Genomic DNA, 25173 nt, shown 5'->3' on the forward strand with positions numbered 1-25173 from the left:
AACTTCCGAGAACTTCCAGTCACTGCTCGTGTATCCGACCGCACCCCACGTCAAGGAGAGCTTCATGACCACCGAGTCGCTGCCCAAGCCCGAAGAAGTCGGCACCTTCTACGACGCGACCAACGACCTGATGACCCAGTTCCTGGGTGGCAGCACGCACTACGGCTACTGGACCGGCCCGGACGACACCAGCACGTTCGAGCAGGCGGCGGACCGGCTCACCGACATCCTGACCGGCAAGCTCGGCGCGACGGCGGGGGACCGCATCCTCGACGTCGGCTGCGGCCAGGGCAACCCGGGCGTGCGCACGGCGATCCGCACCGGCGCGGACCTGACCGGCATCTCGATCAGCGCCCGGGACGTCGAGGTGTCGAACGCCCGCGCCGCGCGTGAGGGCGTCGCCGACCGGGTGCGCTTCCAGCGTGCCGACGCCATGGAGCTGCCCTTCGAGGACGATTCCTTCGACCACGTCTTCGCGCTCGAGTCGATCGTCTGCGTGCCGGACCGCGTCCAGGCGCTCAAGCAGATCGCGCGGGTGATCAAGCCGGGCGGATTCGTCGCGCTCACCGACTTCAGCGACCGGGACGCCGCGGCCAACGCGCAGAAGAAGAAGGACCTGGAAGAGGTCGGCGAGTCGTGGCACACCGCGCCGCTGGTCACCGAGGCGGACTACGAGACGTTCGCAGCCGCGGCCGGCCTGGAGGTCGTCGAGGTCACCGACATCACCCTCAACACCAAGTACACCGAGGAGCGGTTCTACGGGCCGCTGCGCGAGTACGCCGAGAACAACGACGTGCCGCCGGAGATCACGCAGGTGCTGGAGATCGCGCCCAGCCCGGAAGAGCTGAAGGCGATGAGCGACGGCGCCCCCTCGGTCGGCGTGCTCCTGATCGTCCTGCGCAACCCCGCCTAGGACGCTGTCCGGCTGGAGGCCGGTTTCCGGCCTCCAGCCGGTCCCGCGGCCAGACCACAGAAAGGAAGGCACATGTCCGAAGACCGCGCCGCCCGCGCTGTCGCCGACACCCAGGAGGTGTCCGCGCCGCCGGCCCCGGACCCCCGGCGCTGGGTGCTGCTGGCCGTGGTGGTCACCGCGCAGCTGCTGGTGGTGCTGGACGCCACGGTGATCAACATCGCGCTGCCGTCCGCGCAGAACGCGCTGCACATCTCCGACGCGGACCGGCAGTGGGTCATCACCGCGTACACCCTCACCTTCGGCGGGCTGCTGCTGCTCGGCGGGCGCGTCGCGGACTACGCGGGCCGCAAGCGCGTGTTCCTGATCGGCCTGGCCGGTTTCGCCGTGGCGTCCGCGCTGAGCGGCGCGGCCACGACCGGCTGGATGCTGTTCGTCGGCCGCGGGCTGCAGGGGGTGTTCGGCGCGCTGCTGGCTCCCGCCGCGCTGTCCCTGATCACGGTCACCTTCACCGAAATGGGGGAGCGGGCCAAGGCGTTCGGCATCTTCGGCGCGGTCAGCGGCGCCGGTGCCGCGGTCGGCGCGCTCGTCGGCGGCGTGCTCACCGAGTACGCCAGCTGGCGCTGGTGCCTGTTCTTCAACATCCCGGTGGTGGCGATCGCGTTCGCCTTCGCGGTGCCGAACATGCGGGAGAGCAAGATCGAGGGCCGCGCGCGGTACGACGTCGCGGGCGCGCTGCTGGGCACGGTCGGCCTGATCGCGCTGGTCTACGGCTTCACCACGGCGGCCGGTGAAGGCTGGGGCTCCGGCCTGACGCTCGGCCTGATCGCGTTCGCGCTGGTGCTGCTGGCCGCGTTCGTCGTCGTCGAGGCGAAGGTGCGCGCCCCGCTGCTGCCACTGCGGGTCGTGCTCGACCGCGACCGCGGCACCGCCTACCTGACGTCGGTCCTGCTCGGCGTCGGCAGCATGGGCATGTTCCTGTTCATGATGTACTACGTCCAGCAGACGCTGGGGTATTCGGCGCTGCAGGCCGGGATCGTCTTCCTGCCGTTCCCGATCTGCGTGGTCCTGACCGCGACCTACACCGCGAAACTCCTGCCACGGTTCGGGGCGCGGGCGTTGATGACGCTGGGCGCGGCGCTGGCCGCGGTGGCCGTGCTGGCGCTGACCCTGCTGGAGCCGGACTCGTCGTACTTCGGCCTGATCCTGCCGGTGCTGGTCGTGATGAGCGTCGGCATGGGGCTGGTGTACACGCCGATGAACAACGTCGCGCTGAGCGGGATCGACTACGCCGACGCGGGTGTCGCGAGCGCGCTGGTGAACACGTCGCAGCAGATCGGCGGTTCGCTGGGCACGGCCCTGCTCAACACGATCTTCACGACGTCGGTCGCGTCCTACCTCGCCACCACACCGGGCGACGCGGTGGAGGCCACGATGCACGGTTACCACGTGGCGTTCGCGGTCAGCGCGGTGCTGCTGGTGGCGAGCGCGGTGCTGGTCTGCGCGTTCGTCCGGGCGCTGCCGAAGACGCCGCGCGCCGCCGCCTGAGCCCGACCCGCCGGTGACGGTCCACAGTGGACTGTCACCGGCGGGTTCGGCCGGCCGAACCCGCTGCCGCGCTGACCGCGGCGTTCCGCTCATCGAGTACTGAGCGACGTCCGGCATTTCTCCGGAGGGAGCCGTCCGCGGAACGCAGGCCGGCGTCAGTGCTCGTTACCCTCGGCGCCGCCGGAATCGGGCACTGGGTCGATGCCCTCGTCATCGGAGCACGCGATGGGGTGAAATCGCAGTCTCCGTCGCACTGTTCAGAGGGTAACGGTGCCAGACCATCACGACGGTGTTGTCTTCTGGAACTCGTTCAGCGACAGCAAGCATCTGTGCATTCTCCACTCGTCACAGACCGACCACCCGAACCAATGGCAGGGTCGAACGGTTCAACCGCGCCCTGTTCGACGAATGGGCCTTCACCCGCCCCTACCTCAGCGAGGCCCAACGGCGAGCCGCGTTGCCCGACCGGCTCCGCCACCACAACCGTCGCCCCGGACACACCGCGATCGGCGACCCACCCCTCCCGCGTTCCCGACCTCCCCGGACATCACATCGAGCGGGCTCGCTCGAACGTCGTGACCATGATCCCCTCGCCCACCGTGAGCGCGTCGATGAGCCGCCAGCGCGACATGTCGCTGGTCCGTTCGATCAGCCGCCGCCCGGTGCCGAGGACGACGGGGAACATCATGAGGTGCAGCTCATCGACGAGGTCGTGCTCCACCAGGTCCTGGACGAGCTGGATGCTGCCCGGCACCTGGATCTCGCCGTCGAACCGCTCCTTGAGCGTCGTGACCTCGGCGATCACGTCACCCGCCAGCACCGTGGTGTTGTTCCACGCCGGATCCGTGAGCGTGCTCGACACGACGTACTTGGGCATGCTGTTGTACTTGTCGCCCAGCTCGTCGTCGACGTGCGGCCAAGCCCCGGCGAACGACTCGTAGGTGCGACGCCCGATCAGCAGCGCGTCGGCGCCCAGCGCCTCCTCGACCTTGAAGCGCTCACCGTCGTCCCCCCGGTCGAAGGCGAACGTCCAGTCCTTGTGCACGAAGCCCTCACCGGCCGGGGCCTCGACGACCCCGTCCAGCGAGACGAACTCCGTGACGACGATCTTCCCCATCCCGATTCCCTCCCACGCTGCTAATGTTCAGTGGTCCTGGACGAACTGCCGGATCGCCGGGGCGAGCACGTCGGCAGCAGCCGTGTGGTTCTCTCCCGGCACGACCTGTAGCGTCGCCTTCGGCAGCACCTCCGCGGCCGCCCGCGCACCCGTGATCAGGAACGGGAACGTGCCATTGCCGTGCACGACCATGGTGGGCACGGCGATCTCCGCCCACCGGTCGGTCGGCAGTGGCCGGCCCTGCATCACATCGCACACGACCCGCCCGTCGTAGGCGATGGTCGGCGCGACCGCCTCCAGGACGGGCCAGTACTCGCTCTGGCGCATGTCGGCGACGAACTCGGGAGGCATGCCGACCGCTGCGGTCATGAACAACTCGACCGCGTCGCCTGGCCGCCCGGCGGCGCAGGCCGCCTCCAGCTGCTCGACGTAGTCGGTTGGCAGGGGCGAGCGGGCGTCGTCGACCACGAACGGCGGCTCGAACGCGACGAGGTGGGTGACCGGCAGCCCGGCCGCGACAGCGTCCATGCACAGGATCGAGCCGGACGACCAGCCGAAGAGCACTGCGGTTCCGCCGGCCTCCGCGATGATCGCGGCGAGGTCGTCGATCTCGCGCTCGACGGCGTAGGGCAGCGTGTCGGTGCTACGTCCCCGGCCGCGCCGATCGTAGGTGTACACGCGGAAGGTCTCGCTCAACGCCTCGGCAAGCGAGACGGTATCCGGGCTGACCGCCGGGTAGGCCGTAGCGCCGTCCACGAGGATCACCGGCCGGCCACTGCCCCGGACCTCGAAGTGGATTGTCGTGCCGTCCTTGCTTTGCACTGTTCCCATGGCTCTTCTCCGTGTTCGCAGGTTCGACCAGAACAAGACCGTACAGTACCCAAGCGGGAACGAGACTGTCTAGTACACTGTGGGCAGCCGGGAGGAGGACCATGGATCAACTGGCACCGGGCGCCGGGATCGACAGCGAACTCGAGACGAGCCTGGAGGAGGGCCGCACGGCCCGTAAGCGACGCGCGATCCTCGCCGAAGCGGCGGGGGTGTTCCTGCAGCATGGCTACCTGGGCGCGAGCATGGACGAGGTGGCCGCGCGGGCACGGGTCTCCAAGCAGACGGTCTACAGGCAGTTCGCCGACAAGGAGCACCTGTTCGCAGAAGTCATCCTCGGCAGCAACGCGCAGCTCGGCGCCCGCCTCGCCACGCTCTACGGAGCGCTGGACGAGGCGACGGATGCCGCGACGGCGCTGCGCGATCTCGCGCGCCGGTTCGCCGCCGACATCTGCGAACCCCAGGTGATCCAGCTCCGCCGGCTCGTTCTGGCCGAGGCCGACCGGTTCCCCGCCATCTCCGGCAAGTGGTTCGAGCACGGCTTCCAGCGCTCGCTGGTGCTGCTCGGCGAGGCGCTGTCCCGGATGGCCGACCGCGGTCTGCTGCGCGAGCTCGCCGACCCGACCCTCGCCGCGTACCACTTCGCCGGCCTTGTCATGTACAAGCCGATGAACCAGCTGATGTTCGCCGGCACCGAGGCCCGCCCGGACGACGGTGAGTTGACGAGGATCGCCGACCGGGCGGCGGAGGTGTTCTTCACGGCCTACGGCCTTGCTTGAGCTGATCGACCAGGCGCAGGACGTTTCCTGAGTCGTTCAGCCACGACTGTGCGATGGCTTCGAGGAATTCCATGGCGAGCTCGGGGAAACGGTGGACCACCGCGACCCGAGGTGTGGCAGCGCTGCAATCCGTCGTGAAATCGTCCATCGACGAATCACGACGATGGAACTGCCGTTCCGGATTCTCGACCCGGGCACCACAGACGCGCTGAAGCGCGTCTGCGCCGAGCCGCCCCCGGCGGCCCCGGCCCCTCCGGTGGGCGCCGGGACGCCGCCGACGTGGTGGCCCAGCCCGCGAGCCGCGCGGCCCCGTACCGCTCCGGCTGACTCGCGCTCGCACCGTGAAGCCCTCGGTGAGCGTGAAGGAGGCCATCGTCCGCGCCGGCGGGGCAGCTTCGTGCCGTATGCCGGGCCGATCCACTTCGGGTGGCGCAAGCGGCACTTCCGTCCGCAACCATTCCTCTTCCGCGCCGCCGGACAGAAGCAAGACGGTTCCTGGAAGGAGAATTGTTGTCCGAGTTCATTTCCATTGATATCGACGAGCTGGCGATCGCCGAAATCGAGACCGCCGAAGACGTCATCGATGCGTCCATCGAGTCGGTGGCCAGCGCCGCCGCGGCGCCAGGATCGACGTCGAGGTCCGGCTGGGCCTGGTGGAGCGCGTCGATGGTCTCGTCGATCCGGTGTGGGCGAAGCAGGTGCTGAGCCAGTCTGGTGCTACGTGGGGTCATGCGTGACAGCAGCCGGAGCCGTCCGGGGGTGGTGGCGGTGCGACACCAGTGCGTGTGACATGAGCTGCTGGGCAGCACGCCCGGAAACCTGCTCGTGTTTCGCCGTCGGCACGGTGGTTGTTCTGCGGCGACGCGTTCGAGAGCCCGGCGCCTTCGGCGCGGCCGGCCCGCTGGGTGCGCTCGGCGACATCCCGAAGCCGCGGGATTCGACGATCGGGCTCGGCTGCACTCAAGATTCTTCCACTGGAAGAATCTTGGGTGTAGGTTCCCGGAGATGAGCGGACAACCTCCCGGTTCGCAGGCCGGAGCGGGTCTCGATCCCGGAACCGGGCAGCCTGGGCAGACGGCGTTGCGGCTGGTGTGGTCCACCCCGCTGTACCTCCGGTCGACGGTGGCGTTGTTCCTGTCCGGCCTGGGGTTTTCCGCCGCGGCCCCGCAGATCGCGTCGTTCCTGGTCGGCGAGCTGCACGCGTCGCTGACGGTGGCGGGGTTGTACTACCTGACCAACCTCACCGCGCCGGTGGCGGGCTACCTGGTGGGCGCCCGCTCCGACCGGACCGGTTCGCGGCTGGGGCTGTTCAGGCTGTGCGCGGTCGTCGGGTTCGCCGGCTGGACCGCGATCGCCCTCGCGCCTCGGCTGTGGGTCCCGTTCGTGGTGAGCGCGGTCGTGCTCGGCTTCGCCGGGGCCGCGACGTCACAGCTGTTCGCGGCCATCCACGATCAAGCGACGCTGCGCCCGAGACCGGCCAACGACGGGGTCGTGGCGATCGTGCGGATGGCGCTCACGGCGGGCTGGGTGGTCGGGCCGGTGGCGGGGTCGTTCCTGGCGGCCGTCGCCGGTTCCCGCGTGATGCTGTTGGCGACCGCTGTCGCGACCCTGGCTCAGCTGGTGCCGTTGGGCGCGCTGCGCGATCCGGGTCCGGCCGGCCCCGCCTCGGCGTCGTCCCGGGCGCACCGGCCCGGCGTCCGCGTGATGCTGCCGCTGCTCGCGTTCACGGCGCTCTACATCTGCGTCTACGCCGGCGAGTCGGTCAAGTACGCCTTCCTGCCGATCTACATGAACGACCGGCTGCGGTTCAGCCCGGCGCTCAGCGGCGCGATCATCGGCATCCAGCCCTTGGTGGAGCTGGTCCTCATGCCGATCGCGGTGGTCGTCGCACGCCGGACGGGCGAGGTCCGCCTGATGGTGCTGGCCGCCGGGTTCGGGGTGAGCGCGAACCTCTGCTTCGCGCTGACCGGCACCGCGGCCGGGTTGTTCGCCGGGCAGATCCTGATGGGTGGGGTCTGGGGGGTGTTCGCGACCTTGGGCATCATCGTCGCGCAGCGGCTGCTGCCGCAGGCGGTGGCCACCGCCTCGGCGATCTTCCTGAGTTCCACCGCGCTCAGCTCCGCGCTGGGCGGTCTGGCCGGCGGGCTGGGTGCGACCTGGATCGGGCTACCGCTGGTGTTCCTGGTCCCCGCCGGCTTCGGGCTGGCCGCCGTGCTCGGTCTCGCCGTCATGACGCGGGCGCGCTGACCCCAGTACGAGCCGTTCCAGCAGGCTCAGCACGCGGTGCACGTCGACCGCTTCCGGGTCGAGCAGCCATTGCACCTGCAGCCCGTCGGACGCGGCCACCAGCAGGGCCGCCGCGTCGTCGGCGTCCACATCGGAGCCGGTGCTCTGTCCTTCGCGCACCATCTCGGCCAGCTGCGCGCGCACGCGCCGGAACCGTTGCCAGACGAAGTCCCGCACGGCCGGGTGGCGGTCGGGTTGCAGGGCGTCGGTGGTCAGCGTCGCGTACAGCTCGACCAGGCCCGGGACCTCGCGGTTGCGCAACGCGCTGCGTTTCATCACCGCGGTCGCCGAGTCGCCGTCCTGGCTCGGCAGTGCTTTGCCGTCTTCCTCGTCGTCGGCGGCTTCGTGTGCCTGGTAGACGGCGATCAGCAGGTCATCCCGCGACGGGAAGTAGTACCGCAGCGCGGCGTGGGAAACCCCGATCGACTCCCCGATCGAGCGTAGCGAGGTGTCCACGCCGTGCTGGGCGAACAGCTCGATCGCTTTCGCGAGGACCTGCTCGCGCCGTTCTTCGGCTTTGCGATAGGTCCGTGCTCGCCCAGGGTGGTCTCCGGCACCGTCCTCGTCGCGCATGACCGGATGGTAGTTCCAGGTCCCGCGCCCTTCTACGTGGCCGGTACTCCTCGACGCGGGCAGCAGGCAGAGCTTCGCCTCCTACGCCGCCCGCAGGGGAAGGCGTTCGCGGGTGAACGCCGGGCTCCAGCGCCATCGACCGGGACGGCCCTCGCCGGTCATCCGAGCGGCGAGGGCCGTGCCCGGCCTGGTCGCTCAGATGACCGCCAGCGCCTCGATCTCCGCACGGAACTTCGGGTTGATCAGCGCGCCCACCTGGAACAGCGAGGAGGCAGGCGGGTTGTCCGTATCGACGAACTGGTCGCGAACGGTGCGGTAGACGGCAGCGTCGGCGATATCGGTGAGGAACACGGTCAGCTTGACCACGTCCTTCATTTCCGCGCCCGCGGCAACGAGCGCGTTGGAGACATTGGTGAACACCTGCCGCAACTGCGCCTCGACGTCCTCGCCCACGAACTCACCGGCGGCGTTCAGCGGCACCTGTCCGGACACGATGACCTGACGTCCGGAGAACGCAACGGCGTGACTGAGCCCCGGCAGCGCGGGCAGACCCGCCGGTTGCGCGAAGTACAGGCGCTTGCGGCCGCTGCGGTGCACCCGCACGTCGTGCGGGGCCCAGCATTGCCGAAAGAATTCACTCGGTGTGCTGAGCTCGCCGATCAGGTCGCTCAATGCCTTGTCGTGCGGATTGCGGCTGGCCTCGCGGCGCAGTGTTGCGGCGGTTTCCCGCGCGGCGCTCTCCCAGTCGAGGAAACGTCGCCGGAGTCCGGGTGGAGAAAGACGAAGCGGTCAGATTGACCGGTCTGCGCGGGTCCGCGAGCGCCGGAGCGAACAGGATACGGGCCAGGCGGTTCATCGCGACGACGTCGTAGCGTCCACGCTGTCCGAGGTGCCGGAAAGGTTGCCGCGTTCCAGCCGGACGTAGTACGCGACCGAAATGCCGGAGAGCATCGCGACCTCTTCGCGACGCAGCCCCTTCACCCGCCGGTTGCCGCCGTATGCGGGCAGGCCTGCCTGGCCGGGGGTGATGCGCGCGCGCCGGCTTTCGAGGAATCAGTGCTTGTCGCGGACGCCGTCGCCCGAGCCGAGGCGGTGATCTCATCCTTTGTGGACGGTCAAAAAGGCCCTCGCGACCTGGGCGGCTGCCGGTCAACCGTCCTCCGTGGTGCGTTTGACCCGGTGGGAACGAACACGTGCGCGGGTCGCGCAGCGAGGGCTGCAGTAGCGCTGGCGAATGTCCCCGCGGTCCGGGAACACTTTGCTGCACCCGTGCTCGACGCAGGTGAGAAACCGCGAGGCCGGTTGCGCCAGGTCCACGGTGGGGCCGCAGAGTCATGCGCTTTCACAGCCAGAGCTGTAATGAATGCGATCAATCTCGTTGCCTGCGCAGGGATGAGACGAGGCTGGAGACGCTGTGGTCGGTGACTCCGGCTCGCAGGTCGAGCCATTGCCGGCCGCGCAGTGCGACTGGTACGCCGGTGGCCGGGTCTGCGCCAGACAGGATGACAGGGACGACGGGGGAAGTGTTGCCGGCGAGCCGGCCCGTGCAGGTGCAAGACATCGATGACCTTCGTCCCAAGTGAATCCCATGCGGAGGTGGCGCGGCTGTTGAGCAGGTTCGCAGCCCAGTGGAGTGCGTGCGGACCACGTCCGGTTCGAGTCCGCGGCGGTGGGCTCCGACGACGTTGCCGGACCAGAGGATGAGCGCGGCCGGCGTCAGGCCGATGGTCCACTGCCGACCGTCCACGCGCGAATGGGGATTCGTGGTGGAGCCGTGAGGCTCAGGAAATGCCGCGGAAGAAGGTGCGGATGTCGTCCGCGAGCAGCTCCGGCTCCTCCATCGCGGGGAAGTGACCTCCCTCGGTGAACTCGCTCCAGTGGCCGATCGCTTTCCACGGGTCCATCGCGCGGCGCACGAGAGGGTGGGTGTCGAACACGGCCCATCCGGACGGCACACCGGAGGCCATGACCAAGTCGAGTCCGGAGTGCTCGGACTCGTAGTAGAACTGCGCGCTCGACGCGCCGCTGCGGGTGAACCAGTACAGGCTGATGTTCGTGAGGAGCTGGTCGCGGTCGACCGACTCGTCCGGCGTCCGGTAGACGCCGCCGGTCCTGGTCTTGAACTTCTCGGCGATCCACGCGAGCTGGGCGACCGGCGAGTCGGTGAGCGCCGCCCCGATCGTGTCGGGACGGTGGTCCTGCATCAGGAGGTACCCGTGATCGGCCGCGTCCTCGGTGCGCACTGCCTCGATCTGGGCGATCTCGTCATCGGACAGGCCCTCGGGGAAGGGGAACTTGACGCCGAGCAACCCGAGCAGCCGGGGGTCGCAGCCGATGTGCGTGCCGATGACACGCTCCGGGTGGATCGCCGCGAGGCGGCCGGTGGTGCCCGCACCGACGTCGGTGCCGTGGGCCGCGAACCTCTCGTAGCCGAGACGCGTCATGATCTCGGCGTAGGCGTCCGTCGTGCGCGCCAGCTCCCAGCCGGTCCCGGCCAGCGGGGTGGAAAACCCGAAGCCGGGCAGCGACGGGATGACGACATGGAACTCGCCGGTCAGCAGCGGGATGAGTCGCAGGTAGTCGACGAACGATCCCGGCCAGCCGTGGTTCAGGACCAGCGGGGTGGCCCGCGGGTTCGCCGATCGAACGTGGACGACGTGGAACGTCTGGCCGTCGACAACCGTCGTGAACTGTTCGAGCTCGTTGAGCTTCTCCTCCTGCGCACGCCAGTCGAATCCGTCGCACCAGTACTCGGCGAGCTCCTTCAGGTACACCAGCGGGATGCCACGGCTGAAGTCGGTGCGATCGTCCCGGCCCGGCGTGGGGATCGGCCAGCGGGTGTGTGCCAGCCGGGTGCGCAGGTCGTCGACGCCCGTCTGCGGGATGTCGATGCGGAACGGCGTGAGCGTGTTGTTCTCGGTCATGACATCGACGTTCGCAGACAATGCGGCAGGTTGGCTTCCGCTATTGCTGACATGATCGAGAACATGTTGGAGACCTCGGCGCGTCTGCTCGAACTGCTGTCGTTGCTCCAGCTCAAGCGTGACTGGACGAGCACCGAGCTCGCCGGCCGGCTCGACGTGAGCACCCGGACCGTGCGCGCCGACATCGGCAAGCTGCGGTCGCTCGGGTATCCCGTGGACGCGCGCCGCGGCGTCGCGGGCGGGTACCGGCTGGCCGCCGGGACGGCGATGCCCCCGCTGCTGCTCGACGACGATGAGGCCGTCGCCGTCGCGGTCGGATTGAGTGCGGTCGCGGCCCAGAGGCTGGGAGTCGAAGAGACATCGCTCACCGCGCTCGCGAAGCTGGAGCAGGTGCTGCCCTCGCGTCTGCGACGGCGGGTGGAGGCGGTACGCGAGGCGACGAGCGTTGTTCCCGGGGCTGGGCCGCCGCTCGATCTCTCGGTTCTCGGCGCGGTCGCCGCCGCGATCCGCGGCCGCGAACGGCTCCGGTTCGGGTACACGAAGCGTGGGGGCGACCAAGAGGCGCGCCACACCGAACCGCAACGGCTGGTGAACTGGGAAACGCTCTGGTATCTGCTCGCGTGGGATCTCGACCGTGACGACTGGCGGGTCTTCCGGGTCGACCGCATGGTTCCGCACGCACCGACGGGTGCGCGGTTCCGGCCGCGCGTGATCCCGCAGGACAATGTCGTCGAGTTCGTCGTCGGACGCATCAGCAAGGGAGCCTGGAAGTACCGCGCCCGCGTACTGATGCGTGCTCCCGCCGCCGAGATCGCTGCGAAGATCCACATCCCGGTCGACATCGAGGTGGTCGACGAGTCCACGTGCCAGGTCGAGGTGGGTTCCGACGACCCGGACCGGCTCGCGTTGTGGATGACACAGCTCGACGTCGACATCGAGGTGATCGACGGGGACGAGCTCGCGGTGGCGTTCGATCGCCTCGCGACGAGGTTGCTCCGCGCGGCGGGCGACGGACCCCGCGATAGTTCTCGGTGATCGATTCCTTGCCGGCGCCCGGCGCCCACTCGTCCGGATCGACCGCCGGCGGGCAGCCGGCCTCAGCGATGATCTCGTCCGTCGGCCTCGTAGCTGACCGACGTTCTGGTCTCCGTGATCGGCGACCAGAACCCCGGCTACAACCTCCGGCGTGTTGTCCAGCTCATCGCCCATGTCGGCGACGCCGAGGACTTCTACGACGCGGCCCGCGGGACGGGACGACGTCGCGTCGAGCCGCAGCTGCCGCTCGATCGTCGACGCGATCTCGGATGCTCTGGTACTCGGCGATGCGCTTGCCGAACTGCTTGCGCTCCTTGACGTACGCCACCGCGTGGTCGAGTGCGCGCGGTCCGGGCGCGTCAGTGCAGCTCGTTCGCCGTGAGGAGGCGGATCTCGGCGCGTAGCCAGGTGGCGGGATCGGCCGGCGCGGTGCTCCACGCCCGGACCGCCTCGGCGCAGCGGGCCAGGCCCGTGCGGGTCAGGGCGGCGGTGATCGGGGTGGCCCTGGCCGGGAACGTGGGCGGCAGGCGGTTCAGGCCGCGGTGCGCGGCTTCGGCGAGCAGGGCCAGCGCGCCCTCGATCGCGGCGGCCGGTGGGGGTGGCCGGACGGGACCCGCGGCCGGAGGGACGCTGCCGGTCGCGGGCGCCAGGTCGGGCACCACCACCCCGGCCGCGGTGCGCACGGCGAAGGGCTCGACGACCAGCCCGCCGCCCGCTCGCCGGATGGCGCCGGACACCTCGAGCGGGTCGCCTGCCAATGCCTCGGCCAGTGCGTCGAGGGCGCCGGGTGCGGTCGCGCGGTGGGTGAGGCTGACCGTGGCCTCCGCGCCGCCGGGGTCCACGACGACCGCGTCCAGGCGCTGGGCGCCCGCGAGGTAGCGGACCTGCCGCACCCGGGCTATCGGCACCACCCGGACCAGCTCGGCCGCGACCCGCGGCCGGACCACCCTCGGTGGCAGGCCGGTCAGCTGGGCCAGCGCCTCGGTGACCGGCGGACGCAGCGCGGGCGGCAGCCCGGCCCACGACTCGCCCACCGGGCTGACGGTGGTGCGGGCCAGCCGGCCCGCCCCGAACCGCACCACCCGGCCCGCGCTGCGCACCGCCGCCTCGCTGACCACGTTGCCCGCGGCGAGCGCCGCCAGCGTCGTGCCCGCGAGCCGGCGGGACCGCATCGGCCCCGTGCCCGCCGGCCAGCGGTGCCGCACCACCAGCACCGTCTCCGTGCCGGGATGGGCGAGGAACACCTCAGCGGTGTCGGCATCGTCTTCGTGGTCCACGCGGCAGCCCAGCGCCACCAGGCGCACCTGCCGCAGCGGGGTCTCCGCGGGCTCGTCGGTGCCCAGCACCCGCGCGGGTGCTCGCGCACCGGAGTGGTGGCGGGCGTGCAGTTCCGCGATCAGTTCCGCGACCCGCACCGGTTCGTGCCGGGCGGACCGTGTGCCGTAGGCGGTCAGCTGCTCGACCAGCTCCGCCAGCGCCGCGGCGGGCCAGCGCAGGTTCGCCCGCTCGCACGCGGCGTGCTCGCGGCGCAGCGCGGCGACCAGAACCTCGTCGGCCGGCACGACCCCGGTGCGCAGCAGCTCGCCGGCGGCCGCCGCGACCGCGGCCATCGCGCCGGTCGCCGCCCCGGCCGCGGGCCGGTCCACCCGGCCGGCGAGCTCGACGGTCACGTCGGGATCCGCGGGTGCCAGCACGTCCGCCTGCCGGAACGCCCAGACGGCGACCACGACGAGGACGTCCCTGGCTTCCGCGCGGGCGTCACAGTCGACGAAACCCAGCTCGCCGGGTACCAGGAAGCGCACCGTGGCCGCCGGGGTCTCCACCGTCATGGCCGGCCTGCGCACCCGCGCGGTGAGCCCGCCGCCCACCGCGCGCCGGGCCGCGGTGAGGGTGCGGGCCCCGAAGCGGGCGGTCAGCTCCTCGTCGGTCACCGCCCCCGGCCACCCCGCCGGGACCTCTCCGGCCGGTGCCGCCGCCGGGGCGGCGTGATCGCGCTGGTAGGCGAGCACGGCGCCGAGGCGGTGCCGGCACATCCCCGGCGCGCCGCACGTGCAGCTCGCCGCGTCCAGCCCCCGGCCGGGCGGCAGCACCACCCGCGTGCCGTCGGCGAACACCGCCTCGACCGTGCCGTCCCCGGCCGACGTGACCGGCGGGACGCCGTCGAGGTCCCGGGTCGCGCGTTTGACCAGGCCCCGGTTCGCGAGGGCGGCGAGCGCGTCGGTGGTCAGCGCGAGCAGGTCCGCCCTCACCGGCCGATCCTGTCCGCCACGAACTCGGCGAGGTGGCCCGGGGTCATCGCACCCACGTGCGCCCCCACGTCGGCGAGCCGCCGGCCGAGTGCCCGGTCGTAGTCGGGGTTCGCGGTCTCGTCGAGGGCGGCGAGGCACAGCACGTGCGTGCCCTGCCCGACCAGTCCGTGCACGGTGCGCACCAGCGACCCCTCGTCCCCGCCTTCGTAGAAGTCGGACACGATCGCGACGATCGCCCGCCTCGGCGCGTCCACCAGGCCGGCGCCGTAGCGGACCGCGCGCGCGATATCCGTGCCGCCACCGAGCTGCACCTTCATCAGCAGCTCCACCGGGTCGGTGACCTCCGAGGTCAGGTCGACGACGTTCGTGTCGAACGCGACGAGGTGGGTGCGCAGGCCGGGCACGCCCCACAGGCAGGCGGCGGTCACCGCGGAGTGGATCACCGAGCCCACCATCGAGCCGGACTGGTCCACCAGCAGCACCAGCTGCCACGGCTGGGTGTGCCGCCGCCCGCGCGAGGTGAACCGCGGCTTCTCGATCAGCAGGCGCTTCGAATCGGGCTGGTAGTGCGCGAGGTTGGCCCGCACGGTGCCCCGGAAGTCGAAGTCGCGGGCCTGCCGGAAGTTGCTCGGCCGGCGCAGCCGCGTGCCGGTCAGGCCGTGCTTCACCTCGGTCGCGAGCCGTGCCACCAGCTCGCGGACCACCTCCGCGACGATGCGCCGCGCCAGCGCGAGCACCTCCGGGTTCATCAGGTGCTTGGTTCGCAGCACGGCCCGCAGCAGCGCCGGGTTCGGCTCGACCCGGGCCAGCACCTCCGGGTCGGTGACGATCTCGTGGATGTCGTAGCGCTCGACCGCGTCGCGCTCCAGCCGCTCGACGGTCTCCTGGGGGAACAGGCGGTGCACGTCGTCGAGCCAGTCGACCGCCGTGAGGTTCGAGTTCCCGCTCCCGCCGTCGCGCACCCCGCGCTCGGCGAGGTCCGGATCGCGGCCGTACAGCCACGACAGCGCGGCGTCCATGGCCGCGGTCTCGCCCTCGAGCCCGGTCATGCCCGCCGCCGGTGCGCCGAGCACCAGCCGCCAGCGCTCCAGGTCGCTGCTCGGTCCGTCGTTCACAGGTCCGCCAATCCCGCCCGCGTGAGCATCTCGTCGATCGCCTCCTCGATGGCCGCGCCCTCGGCCACCAGTACCGGGTCGGCCCGCACCCGCAACAGCCCGCGCCCCGACCCCTCGCCGCCGTGCCGCGCGACGAGCGCGGTCGCGAACCGCTCCCGTTCGGCGGGCGGGAAGAACTCGAACGCCTGCCGCAGCGCGGGCAGCGCGATCAGGAAGTCGTGGGCGGTCAACGTGCTCACGACTTCGTCGAGCACCGCGGTGAGCCCGCCGTCGTCGAGCACCTCCTCCCGCGCCACCGCGAACAGGCCGGCGAGCCAGTCGCCGAGCACCGCGGGTGCCCGGGGCACGGCGTCGCTCGGCACCACCGCCGCGCCCAGCGCCCAGCACAGGCCGAGCCCGGCGCCGCGCAGGTCCGGCGGCACGTCCCGGCTCGCGACGAGCCGGCCGCCGACGCCGATCGCGATGTCCGCGTCGAGGCCGAGCGCGGCGCCGCCGTCGCGGACCGCGTCCCGGACCGCCGCGAGCGCCCGCAACCGGGCCGGCTCGGCGGGGACGTCCCCGCCGCGGATGCCCTCGGCCAGCCACAGCGCCTGCGTGGCCGCGGTGGTGACCACCGTGCCCAGCAACGCGCTGCCCGCGGTGCCGAGCAGCCGGTCGTGGCGCCACAGCCCGAGCGCCACCCGCAGCGCGGCACCGAGCGGCCCCAGTTCCCGCGCCGCTGCCACCCCGGCCGCGACCCGGGTGGTCAGGTCACCGGCGAGGTCGGCGAGGCCGCACAGGGCGGCGTCGTACAGCAGCCCCGCGAGCGAACCCACCTCGTTGCGCCGGTCGACCCGGCCGGCGAGCGTGGCGGTGGCGGCGTCGGCCGGGGTGCCGCCCCGGGCCGCCGCCTCGATCAGCGCGGACTCGCGCCGGTCGGAGGCGGTGAGCTGCCAGCCTTCGGCGGCCGTCGCGTCCCGGCCCGCCGACGGGCCCGACTTCCGTTCCACACCGGGGACGCCGAGCACGCGCAGCCGGTGCAGGGCGCGGCTGCGCCGCAGGTCGGTCGCGTCGGTGAGGTCCAGCCGGACGTCCCGGGTGCCGTCGAGCCCGAGCGCGGCCAGCTCCGCGGCGACCGCGCCGACCAGCGGCGGCGCCGGGGTGTCCGGGTGCAGGCGGCCGGTGCGGTCGCCGGTGAGCGCGGCGACCATCTCCACGACCACCGGGTGCGCGCCGGGCGACAGCGGGCCGCGGGCCGACCACGGCAGCGGCTGGTCCAGCGCGTCCGACACGAGCGCGCTCACCAGGCCGTCCAGCACGTCGGTGCGGGCCGGGTGCGGGTGCCCGCGCAGCGCCGCGAGCCCCTCGCCCAGCGCCTTCGCCGAGATCAGGTCGGCGGTGGACACCGGTTGCCTGCGGGCCCGCAGCCGCGTCACCACGTCGGCCACCAGCCCGGTCGCGGCCTCCTGCGGCCCGGCCTCCCAGAGCCGCTGGTAGTAGCCGGGGGAGGGCATGCCGGAGGCGTAGCCGGTGAACGCGTCGAGCCTGCGGTTCGAGTACGGCACCAGGTAGCTGCCGGCCTCCGTGCCCGCCGGCACGTCCGTGACCGGCGGCCAGTCCGGGTTCGCGGTGGTGCCGCCGGCGTCCGCGAGCCTGGCCACCAGCGCCGGGCGGTGGAACCCGCCGACCACCACCACGACCGGCCCCTCGTCCCGCGCGGCCGCCGCGGCGACCCACCGCGCCATGTACTCCTCGCGTGCGGTGTCCTCCGCCCCCGCGTCCGCCTCGCCGCGAACGAGGTCGAAGTACGCGGCGAGGCGTTCCGCCAGCCCCTCGTGCGGGTGCGCCTCGACCAGGTGGTCCCACAGCACGTCGACGTTGTCCACCGACAGCGCGCGGCACAGCCGTTCCGTGGCGTCGGTGTAGCGGCGTTCCGCGTCGGCGTAGACGTTTTCCGTGTCGGTCGCCCGCCAGCCGGGCAGGTCGATGAACCGCACCTGCGCGCCCACGGCCCGGCCCTCGGTGAGCGCGATCCACTCGGGGGAGTAGTCGCAGAACGGGGCCCACGACAGCCGGGTGCGGGCGGCGTCGCGCACGTAACTGAAGATCGCGAGCGGCGGGGTGTGCCCGAGCAGCAGCTCACCGATGCGGCCGGTGAAGTCGGCCGGTCCTTCGACCAGCACGTGCGCGGGCCGGTGCGCGGCGATCGTCTCGCGCACCAGCCGCGCGCACGCCGGGCTGTGGTGGCGGACCCCGATGACGTGAACGGCGCCCCCGTGTACCGGTGCCGCCATCAGCCCGGCAGCCGCAGCCGGGCGCCGTGCAGCTCCGCCCACGCGGGCGAGCCCTTGCGCCGCGCGGCGTCGTGCTCGAGGTAGCGGCGCAGCTTCGCGAGGTCGTCCGGGCTGTCCTTCGCGGCCGTCCCGGCCAGGCACTCGACGACGTCCTCGCCGGTCCCCGCCTCGCCGCGCAGGTACCAGCCGCGCAGGCCGACGGCGTGCGCGACCGACACCGCCTCCGCCGTGCTGAGCACCGTGGACAGCCGTTCCCCGCCACCACCTCCGGTGCCCGCGCGCAACTCCCGGAACGTGGTGACCAGCACCTCGAGGACGTCGCGACGCTGCGCCACCGGCACCCCGGAACGGCGCAGCAGCTCCGCCGACTCGGTCGCCACCAGCGCCAGTTCGGTGTCCAGGTCGGGGATCGGGAACACGGTCTCGAAGTTGAACCGGCGCTTGAGCGCCGCGCTCATCTCGTTGACCCCGCGGTCGCGGGTGTTGGCGGTGGCGATCACGTTGAACCCGTCGGTGGCGAACACCATCGCGTCCCGCCCGGTCAGCTCGGGGACCGCCAGGACCCGGTCGGACAGCGGGGAGAGCAGCGAGTCCTGCACCTCCAGCGGGCAGCGGGTGATCTCCTCGAACCGGACGACCTTGCCCTCGGCCATGCCGCGCAGCAGCGGCGCGGGGACCAGCGACCGCGTCGACGGGCCCTCCGCGACGAGCATCGCGTAGTTCCACGAATAGCGGATCTGGTCCTCGGTGGTGGCCGCGCCGCCCTGGATGGTCAGAGTCGACACGCCGCTCACCGCGGTCGCGATCAGCTCCGACAGCAACGACTTGGCGGTGCCGGGCTCGCCGACCAGCAGCAGCCCGCGGCTGGTGGCGAGGGTGACCAGGGCCCGGTCCACGAGGGACGGGTCGCCGACGAACTTCTTGCGCACCCCCAGCTTCGCGTCGCCGACGACGAACCGGCGGGCCGCGTCGAGGCTGAGGGCCCACCCCGGCGGACGGGGCGCGGTGTCCTGCTCGCGCAGGCGGACCAGCTCGTCGGCGAACCGGACCTCCGCGGGCGGGCGCTGCAGGTCCTGCCCGGCGGTCACGGGGCGCCCACCAGTTCGGTCAGGTCGGCCAGCAGCTCACTCGCCGACACCGCGTCGAGCGTGCCGAGCGGCGTGTCCTCCCGGCCCCACCAGCCGTCGTGATCGGGCGACAGGAACACGCGCCGGATCTCCTGGTTCTCGCCGAGCATGGTGGGCTCGCCCGCGACGATGCCCTCCTCCAGCTCGAGCACCCCGAACCAGCCGCCCGCGAGCGGTTTGACCACACCGGCCTCCACTCCGCCGTCCTGCGGCGCGGTGCGTTCCCAGCCGTGCTTGGTGAGACCGAGGACCCGGCCCACGCTCACCGAAACCTTGCCGAACCGCGCCAGGGTGAGCGCGGTGCGTTCCTCGTCGGTCAGCGCGAGAACCTGCCGGCCGAGTTGCGGGAACGGTTGCAGGATCTCGTAGTCGGCGAACACCTCCGACCACGCGGTGAGCGCGTCCCCGAGGTGCAGCGGGTGGGCGACGCCGACGGTGGTGCCCGCGGCCGGGGTGCAGGTCTCGTCGTCGGCGTCGGCGAGCGTGCGGTCCTCGGCCAGCCGGAACGCGCCGGCCAGAGAGTCCTGCTCGTCGTAGACGCCCCACACCAGTCTGCGCACGACGTGCCGGAGCAGCGGGTGCCCGGAGAAGTAGCGCGCGAAGTCCTCGTGGCTCCACCGGCGTCCCGCGACCATGGCCCGCTCCAGCCGCGTGATCTGGTCGCTCGCCAGGGTGCGGACGTCCTTCTTCAGCGCGGAGAACCGCTGGTAGGCGGCGGTTGCGAGGTCCGGGTCGTCCTTCGCGCCGGGCTTGGGCAGCGACTTGCGGCGGGTGCCGTCCTCGTCGGAGACGGTCGGGCGCAGCGCCTCGTCGAAGCCGACGACGAACCGGCGCGGGCCGTAGTCGAGGACCATCGTGCCGTCCTCCGCGAGCCCGAGGTCGGGCACCAGCCGGTCGGCGAGCTGCTCGGCGGTGAGCCCGAGCTTGGCCGCCACCAGTTCGATCTTCTCCCCGGCGCGCTGCTTGAGCCCGGAGAACTTGACCTTCTGCGCGATGCCGTTGAGGTGCATCAGCGCGACGTCGGTGCCGATCTCGGCCAGCACGTCCAGCCCGGTGACGGCGCGGGCGTGCCCGCCCTCGCCCGGCCAGGCACGGATGACGGGCGACAGCCGCCGCACGGTCTCGTCGTCGCCGACGGCGGCCAGCGCGGTCAGCGCCCAGCCGTCCTTGGCCGGCAGGCCCGCCTTGCGCCACGCTTCGAACACCGCCCACCCGAATTCGGCGAGCGAGCCCGGGTCGCACACCTCGGCAACCTGCGCGATACCGCCGTACGGCTCGTCGGGGGTCCCGAGCACGAACATGGTCAGCAGGTCGGCGGTCGACGCCTTGGGCAGCGCGACGTCGGCACCCCGCAGCCGGATCTGCGGCAGCGCGGCGGGATCGGCCCACGCGCCGGGCGCCGGCATCTTCTTCGGCAACAGCTCCAGCGGGTCGGCGGCGAGGACGCGCGCCACCCCGTCGCCCGCCTCGGCACCGGCCAGCCGGCCGGCCTCGGCGACGACGGTGCCGGTGCCCTCGTGCGCGGCGAGCGTGCGGAGCATGGCCTCCGCCGCGTCCCGCGCCTTGCCCGCGCGGCCGAGCGCGGCGGGCACCAGGTAGGGCAAGGTCGCCAGGCCGTGCCGCAGGAGCCACGCCCGCACCACCGGCCGGGCCGGCTTGCGGCGGGCCATCGCCGTGGCCATGATCGCGGCGACCTCGGTGTCCAGGACGGGCAGCAGCGCCTTCAAGTCGTCTTGCCCGTTGTTCATGGCGGCCACGGTGACGACCACCGGGACCGCGGCGGTCCCGAACCGGGCCAGCAGAGCCGGACCCCACACATCGAGGTTGTAGAGCCGCTTCGGCTGCCAGGCCGTGAGCACGGGCAGTGCCAGTTCCTCCGGCGCGTGCAGCAGTATCGAGGGCAGCATCCAGTCGCTGCCGCGGTGCTTCTCCAGCTCCTCTGCCCAATCGGTGCCGGGACGGGTGTGGCGGCCGGAGGAGTCGCGCGTCCCCCGCGCGAGAACCTGAGCCCGTTCCCCGTCTTCCCACACGACACGCGTCGGCGCGGCCACGGCCAGGTCGGTCAGCACCACCGGCGGCGCAGTGTCGCGCGGACGGGTCCAGGGCGGACTGACCAGCACCGGCGGCAGCAGCTCGGCCGGCGCGTCGGGCAGCCGGACGACACCTTCCTGGGTGGCCGACGCGGCCTGCCTCGCCGCTTCCGGCAGCGTCGGCACGACGTCGGTGAGCAGCTCGGGGCGCGCCATCAGGTGGGCCCGCAGCAGCTCGGCGGCCACCTCGCCGCTCTTGCCGCCCTCGGCGGCCGCCTCGGCCAGCAGCCGGGTGGCGCGAACCGGGTAGCGCAGCACGGCCTCCTGCAGCGCGGCACGGAACGGTGCCTTCGCCGCGTGGGCGACCAGCCCGCGGAACGCGTCGTCGGTCGGCATCGCGACGATCGCCGCGAGCAGGCGCTTGAGCATGTCGTTGTCGGCTTTCGCGGTCCACCGCACGAGTACCGGCGCGGCGGCGGGGCCGATCGTGCGCACGATCGTCGGCAGCGTCCTGGACTGACGGTGCAGGCCGTAGGCGTCGCCGAGCCCTTCTAGCTGCTCGACGCTGTGCACGGCGCACAGGTACATCCACCCCGCGAGGTGCCCGTGGTCGTCGACCTCGGCGGGCAGCTCGTCCACCCACGCCCGCTCGGTGGGCGCCAGGAACGCCGCGACCAGCCGGGTGCCGGGGCTCTTCCGGAAGCCGCCGAGCACCTCGACGACTCGCGCGTACTCGGCGTCGTCCGCCGCCGCGACCGCCGCGCGGACCTCCCCGAGCACCTCGGGGCCCGCCCAGCGCCACGGCAGGTGCTCGCCCTCGGCCAGGTGCCGCACCGCGTTCGCTGCCTGCCGGCCGCCGAGGCCTTGAGGGGTGAGGGTGGCCAGCCGCATCGCCGCTTCGGCCGCGAACAACAGCCCGTGCTCGGCGAGCCAGTACGGCCCGAACCGGCCGAGGTCGTCCCGGTCGTAGTAGGTCACGGAGGCGCTGAGGACGGTGAGCACCGCCGCGGCGCCCAGCGGGTCCGCGGTACCGCCGAGGTGCGCACGCGCGGCGGCGGCGACCGGCTCGTCGGTGTCCGGTGCGTCGAGCACTTCGTCGATCTCGTGCCGGTACGCGGCCAGCAGCTTGCCGGCCGCCGCGTGCGCGTCGGGGGAGGGGCGGTACCGGGGCTTGCCCAGGTCCCGGCGGGCGTAGGCCATCCGCACCACGCCCGCCGGTGGGTCGAAGGTGTCTTCGTCGACCACGGTCACCGCGGTCTTCGCGACGGGCGTGCTTTGGACGGCCGGCTCCTGGACGGACGGTGCCTCGGTGGCCACCGCGCCCGTGTCGGTGTAGCCCTTCTTGACCTTCTCGTCGACCTGTTTGGCGAGGAACGCGGCCGCGTCGGGGGCCGAGCCGAACCCCTTGCGCTTGGACTGCCCGCCGGTCCCGATCCGCCCCCACGTCACGACCACGTCGGTGCCCTGCACCACCCCCTCCCAGAACTTCGCCGAGCCACCGCCGATGTACTCAAGACGCCGCACGTTCCACTCTTCCCTGCCGTACTTCTCCGACCGTGTGCCCAAGCTAGCCGGACCCACCGACAGTCCGGAGTGGATCGCGCGGATCGGGGTCCGCGAAGGTGCTTGGTGAAGATCACGACGGGGGCGTTCCGACGGTGGCCGCCAAGACGTTCGACCAGCGCCGGCCGTCGGCCGGACGCTCGCGGAGATCAACGTGAATCCCGCACAGGGGGCTGATCACTGACCCGAGACGACCGGCCCGACGGCAGCAAGGGTGGAACCGTTGGCACCGCCCGACAGTTCCTGAAGTCGTACGGCGGCGGGGAAGCGTTCCATGCTCGTTACATCTTGATGAGGACCTTCAGGCTCTTGCGGTCGGCCATGTCCTGGTAGGCGGCCGGAACACCGTCGAGGATGTCGGGCATCAGTTCCTCGATGTAGGTTCGGGGCCGCCGGCCAAGCGGAGGTCGTGACGGAAGAGGCCGCCGAAGCCGATCGGGGCTTCCTCGTACTGCGGGACGCCGACGCGGCTGATGATGCCTCCGCGACGGACGATGCCGATGGCCTGTTCGTAGGTGAGCATGTGGCCGACCGCGTCCAGTACGACGTGTGTGCCGTGTCCTCCCGTCAGTTCGCGGACGGGCCTCGCTGCCTTCGGCGCCGCAGGAGGAGACGACGTCGGTGGCGCCGAACTGTGCGGGCTCGGTGGCGTCCCATCAGGACGATCTGTTCGGCGCGGGGCTGGGGAGGTGGGCTGGACCGGGTCCCCGGGCATCACGACTCGGTGCGGATGCCGAGGGAGGCTTCGCGGAGGCTGGACAGGCTGCAGTGGCCGTTGGCCAAGTCGGCGACCCAGTACGTCCAGCTGTTGGGTGACGCGCCGCTTGCAGCGGCGGCGGCATCTGCGAGCGTGTCGTAAGTCCGGCCGCCGAAGCCGATGCCTCCGTCTCCGATCACCGATGCGGTGATCTCGGCGTTACCTGCGGCAACGAGTGTGGTGCCCTCCGGCAAGAAGTCCCCGTCGACGAGGTCCGCGCGACGGGTCGGCCGGCGGCTTCTTGTCGCCCGCGCGCAACGCCGCCAGCGCCGCGGCGCTCGACAGCGGCGGTGCGGCCGGTTTCTTTCGCGGCGGCCGCTCCTTCACCGCCGCCGGTGCGGTGGGAGAGGCCGCGTCCACCGCCAGCGCGGGAAGCTTCGCGCGAACCCTCGGTGGCGGCGGCATGGGACAGCTCTGCTCCCGCGACGGGAACCTGGACAGCGTCGCAGCCGGCCATCACCAGGACGTCGCGGAAACGTCCCCCTGCGGCAGAGAACGCGGAACCTGCGGTCTACCCGGAGCAGTGGAACAGATCCAGGTCGTTCGGCCGCTCGTCGCTGCATTGCCCGCTCATCCCCGTGATCGGCCGGCCTACACGGACGACATGCGGACCATCACCTACGGACAGGTCGCCGATCGCAGCGCGGAGTACGCCGCCGGGCTCGACGTGGCGCGGGGGGTGCACGCCTCGGAGGAGGAGCGGACATCGGCGTCGAGTTCCGCGAAGAGCTGCTTGAACGGGCTCGGCCTGCACAGCTGACGCCAGAACGGCCTTGGCGGCCGGGGGGCGTAACGCTGTTCGCATGAGCAAATAGCTCCGTGTCGTTTCGGCAGGTCCGGGCTTACGTTCGGGCGGTGACCAACGAACTGACCATTCCGCTCCTGCCCTGTCCTTCCATCGATGAGATCGCGTCGTTCTACGAGATGCTCGGCTTCGAGATCACCTATCGGCAGACGCGGCCGAACCCGCACGTCGCGGTGCGGCGGGAGGACATCAATCTGCACTTTTTCGGGATGGACGGCTACGACCCGGCGCAGTCGTACAGCACGTGCCTGGTCATCGTGGCCGACACGGGCGAGCTGTTCGAGGCCTTCGCGGCGGGGATGCGTTCCGTGCACGGGAAACTGCTCGTCTCCGGCATCCCGCGGATGACCCGGCCGCGGCTGCGCAACGACCGGTACACCGGCTTCACCGTCGTCGATCCGGGCGGTAACTGGATCCGGATCAATAAGGCCGCCCAGGAACCCGAGGCGCGGACCAAGCTCGCCAAAGCCTTGGAGAACGCCGCGAGGCAGGCGGATGCGTGCGGCGACGAAGGCCAGGGGCTGAAGATCCTGGAAGGCGCGTTGAAGCGGGCGACCGGCGATGAACCGGAGTTTCAGGCGGTGCGGGAGTTCCGCGACGAGCTCGTCGAACGGATCAAGGGGTCCGAGCCGCGTCCAGGCGTTTGAGCGCGGCCGTGACCACCTCGGGATCGGGCGGAGGTGTCGGGTGAGCCCCGCCATCCACGCGTTTGTGCGCTACTACGGGAGGATCGTCGACTGCCCGTGCGGCGTGGCTGACGACGATCGTGGACGGCACAGCAACTCGGCGCGGCCGCCACAGAGGCCCTGCTGGTCGTCGTCGCCACGTGCGGCCTTGGTCTCCTGCTCTTGTGTCCTGCCGGAGGAATGGAATCGGAGACCACTCTGCGGACGCCATCGACGCCCGTCAGGAGGACGCGATGCTTGGACGACCCGGACCTCCCCGGGACATCGTGACTATTTTGAATCTGCCCGCCGGCTCGACCCGTCGGCTTGCGTTGCAGATGGGCCTGGACGTCGAGGATGCCGGGATCGGCTTCGTTCTTCACCGCGTCAGATCCGACGCGGCAGACAAGGAGTAGAACCCCGAAGCCCAGACGTTCACGGAAGCTGCAGGCCAGCCGCGAACTTCAGTGTGGGGTCATGGGTCGGCTCGGTCCTCGGAAACACGCATTATTCACCGGCAAAGAGACCGTCACATCGACGACCTTTCGTGGTCGAACCGCAGGTCAAGCCGCAGCTCTTGGTAGAGCTG

General features: G+C 71.7%; 24 protein-coding genes and 2 pseudogenes. 9 read left to right on the forward strand and 17 right to left on the reverse strand.

What is annotated here, in order from left to right; translation table 11 throughout:
- Positions 1–64 precede the first annotated feature (64 nt).
- The 3 genes and pseudogenes from OG570_RS28915 to OG570_RS48360 form a co-directional block, all read left to right on the forward strand.
- Positions 65–913, forward strand: coding sequence for an SAM-dependent methyltransferase (locus OG570_RS28915; RefSeq protein ID WP_326950852.1), 849 nt, complete (start codon positions 65–67; stop codon positions 911–913).
- 72 nt (positions 914–985) lie between these two features.
- A complete protein-coding gene (locus tag OG570_RS28920) occupies positions 986–2458 on the forward strand; it encodes an MFS transporter (RefSeq protein WP_326950851.1) in 1473 nt (490 codons plus the stop codon).
- 289 nt (positions 2459–2747) lie between these two features.
- Positions 2748–2960: pseudogene (locus OG570_RS48360) on the forward strand (integrase core domain-containing protein); the annotation flags it as partial.
- Positions 2961–3005: 45 nt separating this feature from the next.
- Here OG570_RS48360 and OG570_RS28925 read toward each other — a convergent pair.
- Both OG570_RS28925 and OG570_RS28930 read right to left on the reverse strand, forming a co-directional pair.
- The gene (locus tag OG570_RS28925; protein ID WP_326950850.1) at positions 3006–3575 is read right to left on the reverse strand and encodes a dihydrofolate reductase family protein; all 570 of its coding nucleotides are present in this window, start codon (positions 3573–3575) and stop codon (positions 3006–3008) included.
- Positions 3576–3602: 27 nt separating this feature from the next.
- Positions 3603–4442 carry an alpha/beta fold hydrolase gene (locus OG570_RS28930; protein WP_326952302.1) on the reverse strand — a complete coding sequence of 280 codons (840 nt, stop codon included), beginning with the start codon at positions 4440–4442 and terminating at the stop codon, positions 3603–3605.
- Positions 4443–4507: 65 nt separating this feature from the next.
- Here OG570_RS28930 and OG570_RS28935 point away from each other — a divergent pair, with 65 nt between their 5' ends.
- Entirely contained in the window at positions 4508–5182 is a 675-nt protein-coding gene (locus OG570_RS28935; protein WP_326950848.1) for a TetR/AcrR family transcriptional regulator, read from the forward strand.
- On the opposite strand, the gene OG570_RS28940 is transcribed toward OG570_RS28935, so the two are convergent.
- On the reverse strand, positions 5160–5330 hold the full coding sequence (locus tag OG570_RS28940) for a hypothetical protein (protein WP_326952303.1): 171 nt from the start codon (positions 5328–5330) through the stop codon (positions 5160–5162). The two genes, OG570_RS28935 and OG570_RS28940, sit on opposite strands and share 23 nt — an antisense overlap.
- Before the next feature lie 362 nt (positions 5331–5692).
- Here OG570_RS28940 and OG570_RS28945 point away from each other — a divergent pair, with 362 nt between their 5' ends.
- Entirely contained in the window at positions 5693–5887 is a 195-nt protein-coding gene (locus OG570_RS28945; protein ID WP_326952304.1) for a hypothetical protein, read from the forward strand.
- A 300-nt stretch (positions 5888–6187) separates the two neighbouring features.
- Positions 6188–7429 carry an MFS transporter gene (locus OG570_RS28950; RefSeq protein WP_326952305.1) on the forward strand — a complete coding sequence of 414 codons (1242 nt, stop codon included), beginning with the start codon at positions 6188–6190 and terminating at the stop codon, positions 7427–7429.
- Here the strand turns inward: OG570_RS28950 and OG570_RS28955 are convergent.
- The 6 genes and pseudogenes from OG570_RS28955 to OG570_RS28970 all read right to left on the reverse strand — a co-directional run bounded on the left by OG570_RS28955 (position 7349) and on the right by OG570_RS28970 (position 10965).
- Entirely contained in the window at positions 7349–8041 is a 693-nt protein-coding gene (locus tag OG570_RS28955) for a TetR/AcrR family transcriptional regulator (protein WP_326952306.1), read from the reverse strand. The genes OG570_RS28950 and OG570_RS28955 overlap by 81 nt on opposite strands.
- A gap of 195 nt (positions 8042–8236) precedes the next feature.
- Positions 8237–8644 carry a RidA family protein gene (locus OG570_RS48365; RefSeq protein ID WP_442788334.1) on the reverse strand — a complete coding sequence of 136 codons (408 nt, stop codon included), beginning with the start codon at positions 8642–8644 and terminating at the stop codon, positions 8237–8239.
- Positions 8624–8806: pseudogene (locus OG570_RS48370) on the reverse strand (MmyB family transcriptional regulator); the annotation flags it as partial. The pseudogene OG570_RS48370 and the gene OG570_RS48365, both read right to left, overlap by 21 nt.
- 87 nt (positions 8807–8893) lie before the next feature.
- Positions 8894–9022, reverse strand: coding sequence for a helix-turn-helix domain-containing protein (locus OG570_RS48375; RefSeq protein WP_442788194.1), 129 nt, complete (start codon positions 9020–9022; stop codon positions 8894–8896).
- A 168-nt stretch (positions 9023–9190) separates the two neighbouring features.
- Positions 9191–9358: a CGNR zinc finger domain-containing protein gene (locus tag OG570_RS28965; protein WP_326952307.1), complete on the reverse strand. Its 168-nt coding sequence runs from the start codon at positions 9356–9358 to the stop codon at positions 9191–9193.
- 464 nt (positions 9359–9822) lie between these two features.
- On the reverse strand, positions 9823–10965 hold the full coding sequence (locus OG570_RS28970; RefSeq protein ID WP_326952308.1) for an epoxide hydrolase family protein: 1143 nt from the start codon (positions 10963–10965) through the stop codon (positions 9823–9825).
- A 63-nt stretch (positions 10966–11028) separates the two neighbouring features.
- Between OG570_RS28970 and OG570_RS28975 the strand changes: the two genes are divergently transcribed.
- Entirely contained in the window at positions 11029–12000 is a 972-nt protein-coding gene (locus OG570_RS28975) for a helix-turn-helix transcriptional regulator (protein WP_442788335.1), read from the forward strand.
- A 163-nt stretch (positions 12001–12163) separates the two neighbouring features.
- Here OG570_RS28975 and OG570_RS28980 read toward each other — a convergent pair whose 3' ends face one another.
- The 8 genes from OG570_RS28980 to OG570_RS29015 form a co-directional block, all read right to left on the reverse strand.
- Positions 12164–12418 (reverse strand): acyl-CoA dehydrogenase family protein, encoded by a 255-nt coding sequence (locus OG570_RS28980; protein WP_326960196.1) that lies wholly within the window; start codon positions 12416–12418, stop codon positions 12164–12166.
- Positions 12360–14249 carry a hypothetical protein gene (locus tag OG570_RS28985; RefSeq protein ID WP_326952310.1) on the reverse strand — a complete coding sequence of 630 codons (1890 nt, stop codon included), beginning with the start codon at positions 14247–14249 and terminating at the stop codon, positions 12360–12362. The genes OG570_RS28980 and OG570_RS28985 overlap by 59 nt, the downstream gene beginning before the upstream one ends.
- Positions 14246–15364: a VWA domain-containing protein gene (locus tag OG570_RS28990; protein WP_326952311.1), complete on the reverse strand. Its 1119-nt coding sequence runs from the start codon at positions 15362–15364 to the stop codon at positions 14246–14248. The genes OG570_RS28985 and OG570_RS28990 overlap by 4 nt, the downstream gene beginning before the upstream one ends.
- The gene (locus OG570_RS28995) at positions 15361–17637 is read right to left on the reverse strand and encodes a DUF5682 family protein (protein ID WP_326952312.1); all 2277 of its coding nucleotides are present in this window, start codon (positions 17635–17637) and stop codon (positions 15361–15363) included. The genes OG570_RS28990 and OG570_RS28995 overlap by 4 nt, the downstream gene beginning before the upstream one ends.
- Positions 17637–18725 carry an ATP-binding protein gene (locus tag OG570_RS29000; RefSeq protein WP_326952313.1) on the reverse strand — a complete coding sequence of 363 codons (1089 nt, stop codon included), beginning with the start codon at positions 18723–18725 and terminating at the stop codon, positions 17637–17639. Before OG570_RS29000 ends, OG570_RS28995 begins: the two co-directional genes overlap by 1 nt.
- On the reverse strand, positions 18722–22318 hold the full coding sequence (locus OG570_RS29005) for a DUF4132 domain-containing protein (RefSeq protein ID WP_326952314.1): 3597 nt from the start codon (positions 22316–22318) through the stop codon (positions 18722–18724). The genes OG570_RS29000 and OG570_RS29005 overlap by 4 nt, the downstream gene beginning before the upstream one ends.
- Positions 22319–22721: 403 nt before the next feature.
- Positions 22722–23072 (reverse strand): zinc-binding dehydrogenase, encoded by a 351-nt coding sequence (locus OG570_RS29010; protein ID WP_326952315.1) that lies wholly within the window; start codon positions 23070–23072, stop codon positions 22722–22724.
- Positions 23072–23308, reverse strand: a complete 237-nt coding sequence (locus OG570_RS29015; RefSeq protein WP_326952316.1) for a hypothetical protein — start codon at positions 23306–23308, stop codon at positions 23072–23074. The genes OG570_RS29010 and OG570_RS29015 overlap by 1 nt, the downstream gene beginning before the upstream one ends.
- Positions 23309–23355: 47 nt before the next feature.
- Here OG570_RS29015 and OG570_RS29020 point away from each other — a divergent pair, with 47 nt between their 5' ends.
- Together OG570_RS29020 and OG570_RS29025 are read left to right on the forward strand one after the other, a co-directional pair.
- Positions 23356–23874, forward strand: a complete 519-nt coding sequence (locus OG570_RS29020) for a hypothetical protein (protein WP_326952317.1) — start codon at positions 23356–23358, stop codon at positions 23872–23874.
- A gap of 95 nt (positions 23875–23969) precedes the next feature.
- Positions 23970–24566 carry a hypothetical protein gene (locus OG570_RS29025; RefSeq protein ID WP_326952318.1) on the forward strand — a complete coding sequence of 199 codons (597 nt, stop codon included), beginning with the start codon at positions 23970–23972 and terminating at the stop codon, positions 24564–24566.
- Positions 24567–25173: the final 607 nt, after the last annotated feature.

Source organism: Amycolatopsis sp. NBC_01286 (genome assembly GCF_035982555.1).
Classification (GTDB): Bacteria; Actinomycetota; Actinomycetes; order Mycobacteriales; family Pseudonocardiaceae; genus Amycolatopsis.

Excerpts from the sequence above, each read along its gene's own strand:
- OG570_RS29010 (WP_326952315.1), bottom strand. The coding sequence starts at position 23,072 with ATGCCCGGGGACCCGGTCCAGCCCACCTCCCCAGCCCCGCGCCGAACA.
- OG570_RS28915 (WP_326950852.1), top strand. The coding sequence starts at position 65 with ATGACCACCGAGTCGCTGCCCAAGCCCGAAGAAGTCGGCACCTTCTAC.
- OG570_RS28940 (WP_326952303.1), bottom strand. The coding sequence starts at position 5,330 with ATGGACGATTTCACGACGGATTGCAGCGCTGCCACACCTCGGGTCGCG.
- OG570_RS28970 (WP_326952308.1), bottom strand. The coding sequence starts at position 10,965 with ATGACCGAGAACAACACGCTCACGCCGTTCCGCATCGACATCCCGCAG.
- OG570_RS28925 (WP_326950850.1), bottom strand. The coding sequence starts at position 3,575 with ATGGGGAAGATCGTCGTCACGGAGTTCGTCTCGCTGGACGGGGTCGTC.
- OG570_RS28920 (WP_326950851.1), top strand. The coding sequence starts at position 986 with ATGTCCGAAGACCGCGCCGCCCGCGCTGTCGCCGACACCCAGGAGGTG.
- OG570_RS28975 (WP_442788335.1), top strand. The coding sequence starts at position 11,029 with ATGTTGGAGACCTCGGCGCGTCTGCTCGAACTGCTGTCGTTGCTCCAG.
- OG570_RS28995 (WP_326952312.1), bottom strand. The coding sequence starts at position 17,637 with ATGGCGGCACCGGTACACGGGGGCGCCGTTCACGTCATCGGGGTCCGC.
- OG570_RS28935 (WP_326950848.1), top strand. The coding sequence starts at position 4,508 with ATGGATCAACTGGCACCGGGCGCCGGGATCGACAGCGAACTCGAGACG.
- OG570_RS28950 (WP_326952305.1), top strand. The coding sequence starts at position 6,188 with ATGAGCGGACAACCTCCCGGTTCGCAGGCCGGAGCGGGTCTCGATCCC.
- OG570_RS28955 (WP_326952306.1), bottom strand. The coding sequence starts at position 8,041 with ATGCGCGACGAGGACGGTGCCGGAGACCACCCTGGGCGAGCACGGACC.